The organism is Segatella copri (assembly GCF_019127135.1).
In the GTDB taxonomy this organism is placed as follows: Bacteria; Bacteroidota; Bacteroidia; order Bacteroidales; family Bacteroidaceae; genus Prevotella.
On the sequence record NZ_JAHOEA010000084.1, the window covers coordinates 1 to 8,893 of the forward strand.

Annotated in this window: 12 protein-coding genes; all 12 read right to left on the minus strand. The window is 40.9% G+C overall.

What is annotated here, in order from left to right:
• Positions 1 to 93: 93 nt before the first annotated feature.
• Positions 94 to 1,077: a helix-turn-helix transcriptional regulator gene (locus KSW37_RS14455; RefSeq protein ID WP_217315039.1), complete on the minus strand. Its 984-nt coding sequence runs from the start codon at positions 1,075 to 1,077 to the stop codon at positions 94 to 96.
• Between the two features lie 298 nt (positions 1,078 to 1,375).
• Positions 1,376 to 1,849 (minus strand): DIP1984 family protein, encoded by a 474-nt coding sequence (locus KSW37_RS14460; protein WP_217315041.1) that lies wholly within the window; start codon positions 1,847 to 1,849, stop codon positions 1,376 to 1,378.
• A 47-nt stretch (positions 1,850 to 1,896) separates the two neighbouring features.
• Positions 1,897 to 2,811, minus strand: coding sequence for a hypothetical protein (locus KSW37_RS14465; RefSeq protein WP_217315043.1), 915 nt, complete (start codon positions 2,809 to 2,811; stop codon positions 1,897 to 1,899).
• Positions 2,795 to 3,541 carry a hypothetical protein gene (locus tag KSW37_RS14470; protein WP_217315045.1) on the minus strand — a complete coding sequence of 249 codons (747 nt, stop codon included), beginning with the start codon at positions 3,539 to 3,541 and terminating at the stop codon, positions 2,795 to 2,797. Before KSW37_RS14470 ends, KSW37_RS14465 begins: the two co-directional genes overlap by 17 nt.
• Before the next feature lie 74 nt (positions 3,542 to 3,615).
• Positions 3,616 to 4,242, minus strand: coding sequence for a hypothetical protein (locus tag KSW37_RS14475; RefSeq protein ID WP_217315047.1), 627 nt, complete (start codon positions 4,240 to 4,242; stop codon positions 3,616 to 3,618).
• Positions 4,243 to 4,245: 3 nt separating this feature from the next.
• Positions 4,246 to 4,737 (minus strand): DUF4112 domain-containing protein, encoded by a 492-nt coding sequence (locus KSW37_RS14480; RefSeq protein WP_254368687.1) that lies wholly within the window; start codon positions 4,735 to 4,737, stop codon positions 4,246 to 4,248.
• A 24-nt stretch (positions 4,738 to 4,761) separates the two neighbouring features.
• Positions 4,762 to 5,091 (minus strand): hypothetical protein, encoded by a 330-nt coding sequence (locus KSW37_RS14485; RefSeq protein WP_217315049.1) that lies wholly within the window; start codon positions 5,089 to 5,091, stop codon positions 4,762 to 4,764.
• Positions 5,084 to 5,320: a hypothetical protein gene (locus KSW37_RS14490; protein WP_217315051.1), complete on the minus strand. Its 237-nt coding sequence runs from the start codon at positions 5,318 to 5,320 to the stop codon at positions 5,084 to 5,086. Before KSW37_RS14490 ends, KSW37_RS14485 begins: the two co-directional genes overlap by 8 nt.
• 5 nt (positions 5,321 to 5,325) lie before the next feature.
• Positions 5,326 to 5,910: a hypothetical protein gene (locus tag KSW37_RS14495; protein WP_217315053.1), complete on the minus strand. Its 585-nt coding sequence runs from the start codon at positions 5,908 to 5,910 to the stop codon at positions 5,326 to 5,328.
• A gap of 339 nt (positions 5,911 to 6,249) precedes the next feature.
• On the minus strand, positions 6,250 to 7,377 hold the full coding sequence (locus tag KSW37_RS14500; protein WP_217315055.1) for an HNH endonuclease: 1,128 nt from the start codon (positions 7,375 to 7,377) through the stop codon (positions 6,250 to 6,252).
• Positions 7,374 to 8,534, minus strand: coding sequence for a hypothetical protein (locus tag KSW37_RS14505; RefSeq protein WP_217315057.1), 1,161 nt, complete (start codon positions 8,532 to 8,534; stop codon positions 7,374 to 7,376). Before KSW37_RS14505 ends, KSW37_RS14500 begins: the two co-directional genes overlap by 4 nt.
• Before the next feature lie 11 nt (positions 8,535 to 8,545).
• A complete protein-coding gene (locus KSW37_RS14510) occupies positions 8,546 to 8,767 on the minus strand; it encodes a DUF6140 family protein (protein WP_094446865.1) in 222 nt (73 codons plus the stop codon).
• Between the last annotated feature and the right edge of the window lie 126 nt (positions 8,768 to 8,893).

Below are 8,893 nucleotides of genomic sequence, written 5' to 3' on the forward strand. Positions count from 1 at the left end.
GGGAGTGGGAATGAAAGTTAAGAACAAGCCTTGACACAGTTTAAATTACACCCCCGATTGGGCACACAGTGTATTCCCAATCTGAGGATTCTTTTATTCCTCCCCATTCAGGCATTCGCCCGTCTCATAACTCTTCGTCATATCCTTTAAGATACCGATCATCTCCTGCCTCAGACTCTCAGGCTTCAGCACGATGAGGTTTCTGCCATGCCACAACAGTTCCTGAAGGAAATCACGGCTGGGGCGAATGGTGAGGGTATATTCCCGATACATTCCATCTTTCGACTCCTTTACTTTCTGCTGACTCTCGTGCAGCGGAACCTCCTCGATGTAATTGTATTCCGGATAGAAGGCACGGATGCGGATTTTCTCCACGGATACATCTTCCATCCGATAGATGCCGAAGCAATCTTCATAATAATTCTCTGGAGTCAGGAACTTCTTCATCTTTGCCGACAACGGATGCTTCTCGCAAATAAGCTTCAGAAAACTGATGCGGTCGAAAGGAAGAACCCTAACGAGTTTCCTCACATCTTCCTCTGCACTTGAATTGGCTTTCCCTTCGGACGCCGAACGTTGTTTCTTCACTCCTACCACGTACCACCGTTGTTTGAAGTATCTCACGAAAGCCGGTTGCAGCACGATATCGCTCTCTGCTCCGAACCCCGAAACATACTTAAACTTCAGCAGATATTGCTTATCTATCGCTGCAAGAATATCATCCAGATATTCCGTGTTATATGGCGGCGTATCGAGCATCACCTTATTGTGAAACTTCAGCATATCACCTAGCGAAGCCAACCGCAGGGAACTCAGCATCCATTCCGTCACATCATCATTAGCGATCGGATCACGCTTCAGATAATACCGATAGCCGTCGCTCTTGTCGCATTCCACAGTAATGCCAAACTGCGACTGGATATTTTCACGATAACGATGAAAAGTACGTTTGTCCAACTCATCCTCATCCTGATTAGCGTTGGCATCACGCCACTCATTAGCTATCTCCTCAAAGGTAAGATGCTTACGATCCAAGAGGCCTATCAGCCAACTATAGAATTTTACACGATTGTCCATAATCTCTAAAAATCTAATGAATATTTACGAGAAATGCCTAAAAAGAAAAGGAGAAAAGATAGCCAACAAAATGGTAATGCTAAATGCTGGCGTTTCTGACTTTTGTCATATACCAATGCGCGATACACTTGTGCCCGATGCTTGAAATGAACTGTGAACAAACTCGTCTCTTTGCATGAAACACATGAATTTTTAATAATGCTAACACAGACCTATTGCCTGATGTCAGCCTCTTGCTGCCTCTATCTTTTCTCCGAAAGTTTTAATCTACTCAATGAAAATTTCAATCCTCGCTCCATTATCGGGGCAAGTCTTGCAAATCTACCAAATCTACAGTCCAGTTCAAACTCTGAATTTTCAGGTCGAGCTCCCGATACTGCTTGGCATAGGTATCAGCCTCCTTGCGAAGAGCCTTTATATCTATGGTTCTAACATATTTCAGTTCGTTTCTGCCAAAGCGAGTATCGTTGGCAGCTACGTAGTTCACCACCTCTTTCAATGCCTTGACACGCAACGACAAGACGTCTCTCTTGGCTATCAATCGAGTCAAGGAGTCTCCGTCCTGAACTATCTGAACGTTGGTGATGTTAATACGATAAACCAGATCTTCCAACTGGACGAGTACGTCATCCAGCTCCTTGTACAGTTCCTCCACGTTATCGCAAGGCTCATCACCCTCCTGCACTTTAGCGCTTTCCTTGATACGTTCTTTCAGTTGAGCCACTTTCTTCTGCAAATCGGCTCTGATGCTCAATGCTTCTGCTAACTTCATAATCTTCTTTTATATATGACGTTAAACTTCTTGTTTTATTTTATATACTATTTCTTTCTTGTCGGATTCAGCGTATGTTTTCCTCCGAACTCTTTCACATCTTCCTCTACAAGTTTTTGGAACCACGATGGTTCATAATCGAGCGGTCCAATCTCTGCATCTCTCGTATCGCAAACTTCATTCTCATATTGCAAATGAACCTTTACCACGAAATCATCCATGCGAAGAATGTCGGGCAGGCTATAGTCTTGATGCGTATGTAGAGCATGCATGGCATAACAAACGCAAATATCAGCAAACTCGGGTTTATGAAGGCTACACTCATCCCAGGAATCTCCATCGTCCAACATGTTGTTTATCTGCTTATACCCATCCTCGGTAGCCCCATCAAATGTGCCAAAGACTCCATTCAAAATTGTATCCATCTTACAGCGTCCTGCACTCATCAGTTCATCTAACAGATGAATCATATATTGAAAATCAGATCCGTAATAATCATCGTTCTCCATCTTTACTACAGCATCGTCATCTCCATACTCGAAACGCAACACTCCTTCCACCTTATAAGGCGTATGAAACAAAGTGCGCCACATGTTTCTGCACTGGGCATAACATTCCTGAGTCAATTTGAAGAGTTTATCATTCTGATAGCGAAATCTCTCCACTTCGGCAGGAGTCGGATGAAGCATCATCTCATTCAATACAACATATCTTACTCCCATCAAGTCTTCGATGACATCATGCTCACTTTCACTCATGCGACGTAGGAACCATGCCTTTGCAAAATCATAGTTCACGATTTTCTTCACACGTTGCTCCACATTTTGTAGCACTTCACGTTTCTCATCAACAGTAGCCACCTCTCGGATATATTCTAGAATCTCTGAATAAGCATCATCGTCGTCAAATCCCTTATCCTCAATTCTGTCCAAGCATTTTTTCCAATCACAATTTTCCTTCATATTCCCCTACTATTTTACCATTATCAATTTCCTTTATCTTATCATCGCCAAAACTTCCGCCCCGTACCTTGTAAGGAGAGTTTCGCTTCAACGTCTTCTCCAAATACTCCAAGTCCTTGGGACGGAGATGAGTGAGAGCGAAATCCACCTCATTCAGCTGCGACTGATTGCTCAAGGCAAGATGCTGGAGATTGTGACACATGAAGATGTCCAAGCGACGCAACTTGTCGTTCTTGCTCAAATTCAAAGATACCAAGTCCTTTGCTCCATCAATATGCAACTCCTCCAAGAGTGGATTGGCAGAGAAATCCAACTTCTCGTTTCTTATCTCGTGGAAGTCGATGAACTCCAGCAAAGGATTCTTGCTCACGTCGAGTTTCTCCTCGCCATACCCAGAATAGCCCAAGATACGCAAGTTAGGACATTCCGTGAGAATCACATCTAAGGTTTTCACCTCGAACATGCCACATCCATCAAATCCGATAATGGCATCCTCCTCTTCCGAACAGATGGTAATGGTGTAGTACATGCCCTTCTCCGGATAGGCATGACCAGCCTCCACCCAAGCCAACTTTTCGGAAGCAGGTTTCTGTTTACCTGTCACGACCTGTACCTTTCCATCGCCCCAAGCGATTCTTGCCTTGCTGCCTTTCTTCAGCATCAAGTGCAAGCCTACGGTCTCCCCCATTGTCCAGTCCAACGTCTGGATATTGATTGTAATCTGTGCCATAATTCCTTGTTTTTAATGTTTACGACGGCAAAGATAATGGTATGGTGTGTCAAATCGTGGCGCAAGCGAGAAAATTATCTCAAAAATCTTTGTATTACCTTGTACCAATAGTCCCAGGAGTAGCCTACGGAAGGATGATTCACCGCCATCACTTTCACCTGCTTGCCATTACTCAGAAGATAAGCACCTGTAACAACAGGATAACCATCCACTACGATGTTATCGCCATCCTGCCAGCGCACATTAGGAAGATTGTTCCAAAGCCTCTTGCCCCATACGATGATGTACTCAGGTTGGTACTTTTCGATGACCTCAAAGAAAGCCTTGCCAGCCTGGTAATATTGTTCGGCTGCGCCAGCCTCGCGAGGGCCACCCATCGCCACTTGCAGATAGTTGAAGAAGATGACCGAGTTCCAGATCTTCAGCCTCATCGCCTGATTTGTTTCCTTACCCACTAACGAACGCTCAAACTTCAGGAAAGTCCGCATCCAGTTTTGCCGTTCCTTGTTCTCATTGAGATAATCCCCAAGCACCTGCTGCGTAAAGCCCATACACTCCCGATGTAGCTGGCAGTCGCTACAATCCGCACAACTCTCATCACAATAATGGCTCTCGCCCAATATCATGATTCGCTTGCCGAATATCCCCCCGTTGGCATAATCCTTGCCAACGAAGGGCTGAAAGAAAATGTTGCTATTCATATTTTAAAATAATGAAGCTATCCAATCATAAGCCATGGTTCCCAAGCGAATGGCCCATGATATCACCACATAAATCAACCAGCAAAGCACGACGATGAACACAGCCGTCCAGAATGCCTTCTTATTCACCTTATTGATAATCTCCTTATCATCCTCGATATAGCCAGTAATCAATCTCAGGTTCTCTACATACGAACGCTTGAATACATCCAGCACATCACCTATATAGAAAGGTATGGCACCAATCAGCACATCCATCAAGATATTATAGATGACAGCCAAAGTCAGCGGAATAGTCTTAACCACGCAAAGACTGTAATAGATGAATGGGAATGCAAACACGCTCGTCAAAACATCACCGATACCGACAGGAAGGATGAAGCCAAGAATAGGATCCAAGAACCACTTGTCCATATACTTCGCCGTACCTACCATCAGACGATAAGATGGCATGTTCATCATCTTCTCACGCTTTGCAGCTTTTTTATCAGCCATACTGTTCATCATATTTATATTTATTTATTCTTTATCACTACCTACAAATACCGATGCCTTCATAAAAGAGAAGGTTGCATCAACGAGCCAACCGATGCACGAACCGATTGTAGCTATCCACCAGGCAACATGATAACCTGCAGTACAATTGGTAGCCTTGAAAAGGACATCGCCGTCAAAGAGATGCCTCACCAGATTAGGCAGGAAGAACAATCCATGCGCCAAACCAGCTTGCCATCCATACAATTCCGTACCATTGATGTTGACAAACAGTATCGCTGCCACCAATACAACTATCGGTCGCCAGGGCAAAAAGATGTAGACCATAGCTAGATACCCCAAAATTCTATCCATATCTTCTTTTATTTTTTATATGTCTAAACACTAACCAACCATAAAAGCCACACATTACAGCTATGACATAGAACAAGAGAGAAACTAAATTCGACCATTTACCTTCCACACCCACAACATAGAATCTATCTTCTATATGTTTGGGAACCACATCTAGTGCTCCTATAGACAAACCCAAGAAACACAAGACTAAAACTACAGCCACCCCCAATTTTATCTTTGCATTCATACTCCTTAAAACAAATGAAAACGTTTATACTCTTTTCTCCAATCTTCAAACTCTTTATCAGTAGATTTACCAAAAGCTGGATACATCTTGTTATATTCAATCTCCGTATGAGTAGGTTTCTCATTGAGATAATCCTTCAAGGAATCCTTCTGCACCTGAAATCTACTCGATTCCACAAAGATCAGGCTCTTGTGAATCCTCGTCTTGGCACGTTCCTCCATCCATTCTCTACCTTTAGCGAGAGAAGACATATACCAATATCTCGTCTCTGCCCAAGCATTCCTTGTAGGTTGCGCAGTACCATGAATGAAGTCACGATAAACGGGAAGCGAGAGACCAGTTAGCCAACAAACCAGGACCGAATCCCCCTTAGCCATTAGCGTCATGTCCGACAACATCTGTTGCATGGTCATTTTCTCCGACTTCCGCCAAAGCATTTGCTTTTCCATGTATTCATTTTTTTCAGCTTCTTTCTGCTTCTGCCAATAGCCATGAGGGTTCAAGAAGAACCAATAGCCAAATAACACTACCAGCATGGCACTCAATACCAATGCCAACCAACACACTCTTTTCCTGATGTTCTTTTCCATTGTTACATTACCTTATATTGTTATACATTTGATTTCGGCTGCGAAATAACTATATAGAGATGTCAAATGGTGACAGAACATCAAGAAAAAAGTATTGAATGGTTGTGTTTGCCAGTATCATTGACAAAATTAGTGCACTTACCTTTCTACAATATGTAAACTTCACCAGACTTCGTTATTGCGTCACCTAGAAACAGGTACCGCAATGACACAAAATATTACCTATCAATCAGTTACAAAGATAGAAACATTTACTCAAGCCTAAAAAAGCCGGGTGGATAGGTATGCCATCCACCACACTTAGGGCATTTCACTGGAGCTGTATACTATGCAACAAAATTAAATTTTAGAGATTGCTCTACCACCGGCATGTTTACATAAAGCATGATAATACCAATCTACCAATACCAACTTATTAGTACCTTCTATATGATGCCACGTATACGACCCAAGGTCCCAAGTGATACCTTTGTCCCCCAACTGTTTTGTAGCTAAATCTCTATCTTTTTTGCTACTTTTTGTCAATCCACCTTTAATTTCTTCTATTACAGGAGTTCCATCAGGATAAGTTTTAGCAGCCTTGGTAAAATCAGGCAAACCATTATCTCCATAAGTTACTCCACCAGGATACTTTTTATCCAACTTTATGAGTTCTTCTCTTGTAACTATCGTTCCATTTAAATTTATTTTACCACCATTATCAATCAATTTTTTTTCCAATTCAGGATTAAGAGCTGGATTTGCATAAAATGTAGAACCCGCATATTTATAGTTAGGCGGTAAGTTTCCCTTGTTAGTGCGTACAATTTTAGACAAATCAACTGTTTTTCTTTGCGATTTCTCCCATCTCATTATATTTAGCTTCGGGTTTTCTTTTATTAACTGCGCCAAAGCTTTATTATTGGACATCTCGGAAAGTAATTTTGTATATTTTTTTTTAGACAAATGAGAACCATACTTTTTTAAAAGAGTCGAATATTCTTCAGCTACAAGTTTTGTGGCCATTTTCTTCTCCTTAGCAGAAACTTCTTTGACCAACTTTTGAACACCCTGATTGTAGCTCTCGTCATAAGAACCTTTCTTTAACAAAACCTTCACCGCCGACTTCTCTGTATGAGCAATTTCCTTTTTTGCTCCAATCATGCCATAACGAAGAAGCGAGCCTAGTTCTTTTTCTTCTATTTCTTTCAATAGATTCTTGCGTACAGCACTTCTTACAAGCTGCTTTGCCGATGCTTTCTGAACATAATTCTTGCCTATTTCCTCTGTACCTGACTTAAAGGCATCTTTCAGCATTGATTTGTTTGCAGCCTCTACACCTTCCTTTGTAAGGACTTTTGCCTCGGTTCTAAACAGTCCTTTAGTTCCTTTATAGACCGTCTTTACCAATTGTTTTTGTGCAAAAGAAGAATATGGCAAGACCATTAAAATAGATATAAGAATTATTTTTAGAATAAACTTTTTCATAGATTTTCAGATATTATATTATACAACTTATCGCTATTCTCATCGATATTTCTAAACACTCGTTCTGTATAATATTTCAAATATGCCTGACGTATTTGGAATCCTATATTTTCCATACAAGCATACTTTATAACTTCTTCAGAATCAAGTTTTTGTGATTTAATATCATCTAATGTAACCTTTACATCATAAAGAAAATTGCCAGCATCATATGCCCATGAAACGACTGTACCTACTCCACCAGAGAAAGCTCCTAATATTGTAGGAGCCACCCAATCCTTTAAGAAAGACGTAGTCATCTCATCTTTTTCCTTTTCTGTAAACTTCTTTACTTCACACACACATTTTTTTGCCAACAACAAATCCATTGTTGCTTGGCTGATGCGTGTTTCGCTCTCAAAATCGCCATTTTCTATAATATCATTATAATAGTTATTTCTTTGTACAGCCAATGAATCTAGATATGTATTGATATATTTTGCGACACATTCTGTATACTTATCGTTATCAATATTCTCATTCCATATTTTTTCAAAATCATCACTTCCTGTTCCAAACCAAAATTTAAGTTTTCTCCAATTCATAAAGCCGCCAGAATACTTGCTCATCACCTCACTCATATCAACCTCTAGCAATGAGTCTATCTCAACCTGCATTGCAGGAACTATGTAATCAACAAATGCTTTCTTCTGAGAGATTGCATTCTCTTTAATCTCTTGGTTAAGACCGGCAAGATAATCTTCTCTTGTTTCATTATAATAAGGAGATAAAGCATCATCTGCTGATGTCTTTTCCACGCATTTTTTAACTGCATTTATGGTATCAAAGCTACACTGCCCAACAATGGGGACTATGTTATCAACATATAATGTATCAAGGAACGGATATTGTTCTCTATTATTCACAAAAAACTGAGCTCCCTCTGTTGGCGATAATTCAGCAAGTTGATTAATAGCAATCTCTGGAGTTAAATATGGTTCTTCAGAAGAAGAATTTAAGCTACAGGATGATAAGCCTATCAAAATTGAAAAACATAATAATGCTACTTTGATTATTAATCTATACTTTATACTCATTGGCGTTATATCAATATTGCTTAGGACATACTTCTTCGTCATGTCCATTCTATTACTTGTTGCCAAATCAAATGTTTCCATAATAATATTGTTTAGTCCAACTTTATAAATTCAAAATCATTCGGATTGCAGCATGCTTTCTTATAGTCGAAAGCATAGATGCGCATGTAGGCTTCCTGCACCTCCTTGGCTCCATTGTAAAAAGGGGTGGCGGTGTGCTGCATGGTTGTTACTGTCACTACCATATCGGGAGTGAGGACTGTGCCATTAGAGCGCTTGAGGCGCTTAGGCTTTACTTGAAATACCTTGCTCATAAGCATTCTGTTTTTAAGTTCATTTTATATGGCTGTCCCTGCTTTTCAGCCGAAACAGCAAATCATTTACTTGACGATAGCGCTGTATCGGTACCAAGCGTAGCGGTGTAATCGGTACCATGCTAT

Coding starts and splice junctions, on each gene's coding strand:
- KSW37_RS14480 (WP_254368687.1), bottom strand. CDS start 4,737: ATGGCTGATAAAAAAGCTGCAAAGCGTGAGAAGATGATGAACATGCCA.
- KSW37_RS14505 (WP_217315057.1), bottom strand. CDS start 8,534: ATGGAAACATTTGATTTGGCAACAAGTAATAGAATGGACATGACGAAG.
- KSW37_RS14490 (WP_217315051.1), bottom strand. CDS start 5,320: ATGAATGCAAAGATAAAATTGGGGGTGGCTGTAGTTTTAGTCTTGTGT.
- KSW37_RS14500 (WP_217315055.1), bottom strand. CDS start 7,377: ATGAAAAAGTTTATTCTAAAAATAATTCTTATATCTATTTTAATGGTC.
- KSW37_RS14495 (WP_217315053.1), bottom strand. CDS start 5,910: ATGGAAAAGAACATCAGGAAAAGAGTGTGTTGGTTGGCATTGGTATTG.
- KSW37_RS14510 (WP_094446865.1), bottom strand. CDS start 8,767: ATGAGCAAGGTATTTCAAGTAAAGCCTAAGCGCCTCAAGCGCTCTAAT.
- KSW37_RS14465 (WP_217315043.1), bottom strand. CDS start 2,811: ATGAAGGAAAATTGTGATTGGAAAAAATGCTTGGACAGAATTGAGGAT.
- KSW37_RS14460 (WP_217315041.1), bottom strand. CDS start 1,849: ATGAAGTTAGCAGAAGCATTGAGCATCAGAGCCGATTTGCAGAAGAAA.
- KSW37_RS14455 (WP_217315039.1), bottom strand. CDS start 1,077: ATGGACAATCGTGTAAAATTCTATAGTTGGCTGATAGGCCTCTTGGAT.
- KSW37_RS14470 (WP_217315045.1), bottom strand. CDS start 3,541: ATGGCACAGATTACAATCAATATCCAGACGTTGGACTGGACAATGGGG.
- KSW37_RS14485 (WP_217315049.1), bottom strand. CDS start 5,091: ATGGATAGAATTTTGGGGTATCTAGCTATGGTCTACATCTTTTTGCCC.
- KSW37_RS14475 (WP_217315047.1), bottom strand. CDS start 4,242: ATGAATAGCAACATTTTCTTTCAGCCCTTCGTTGGCAAGGATTATGCC.